Source organism: Kitasatospora sp. NPDC047058 (assembly GCF_040643935.1).
Taxonomy (GTDB): Bacteria; Actinomycetota; Actinomycetes; order Streptomycetales; family Streptomycetaceae; genus Kitasatospora.
Map to the genome: position 1 here is coordinate 1 of NZ_JBEYVJ010000954.1, position 1,069 is coordinate 1,069.

Genomic DNA, 1,069 nt, shown 5'->3' on the forward strand with positions numbered 1-1,069 from the left:
CGGCCGACTTCCCACTCCCGGCGGCTGTCAGGGGCGGTAGCCGATGTCGGACGGGGTGTAGAGGCAGTGTGCGCCGTCCGGGCCGCTGCCGGTCTCCTTCGGCTCGCCCTTGGTCACGCCTTCGAAGCGCTTGCAGACGGCGATCCGCCGCTCGGCGTCCCCGGCGATGGTGAGGCGGGAGATCTTCGCGGTGTCGCCGAGGTTGGCGTTGATACCGACGACGGCCTTGCCCGGGCCGGTGGCGAGGACGTTGTCGATGATCACGTGGCGGGGGTACTGGGTCTTGCAGTTGCCGCACGAGCGGTAGAGCTTCCCGAAGTCCTCGACCCGGAAGTTCTTGATCACGAAGGTGCCCGGGCCGTTGTGCTGGAAGACCTTGTCCGACGCCCCGCGGGCGCCGCCGCCGTCGACGGTCATGACCTGGGCGGCTGAGGTGCCCTTGAAGGTCGCGGCGTCCTCGCCGACGTTCTCCCACCAGACGTTGCGGAGCGTGCAGGTGCCGGCGCAGTGCACCCCGTCGGCGGCGGGGTTGCCCAGGATCACGTTCTGGAGCACGGCGCCGTCGGCGAGTTCGAACATCGCGGGCTGGTTCTCCGACTGGTCCGAACTGCCCAGCGGGCCACGGCCGACGAAGCGCTGGCCACCGCCGTCGAAGAACGTGTCCACCTTGCGGGTCCCCGTCAGCGGCACGTCCGGGCCCTTGGGCGTGGGCCATGCCGGGATCGCTCCGGCGGGCGCGGGGGTGGGGGTGGTGGCATTAGGCTTCGCGGTGGCGGTGGCGGTCGCACTTGGGGTGGGCTTGGCGGTGGTGCCGTCCGCGGTCCTCAGCTGCCACCGCTTCCCCGCCGCCGAGTCGCAGGAGTTCTGCTGCACCGGTGCGCCGGCCTCGGCCGAACCGTCCTTGACGGCAAGGCACTTGCCGCTCCCGGCATTGACCAGGCGGTACCCGCCGTCGACGGCCTTCGCCGTCCAGCGCTGTGCGGCGGCGCCGTCCTGGCACGCTTCCTGCCGGACGGCGGCGCCCGCGCCGGTCTTGGCGTCCCGAGATCGGAAGAGCGTCGGGGAGGGA

At 71.7% G+C, this 1,069-nt stretch carries 1 protein-coding gene; it reads right to left on the reverse strand.

The genetic code is table 11. From position 1 onward, the window contains the following. Window positions 1-27 precede the first annotated feature (27 nt). Window positions 28-1,069 (reverse strand): pectate lyase (locus ABZ885_RS41905; RefSeq protein WP_360200558.1); only part of this gene is annotated, 1,042 nt, incomplete at its 5' end.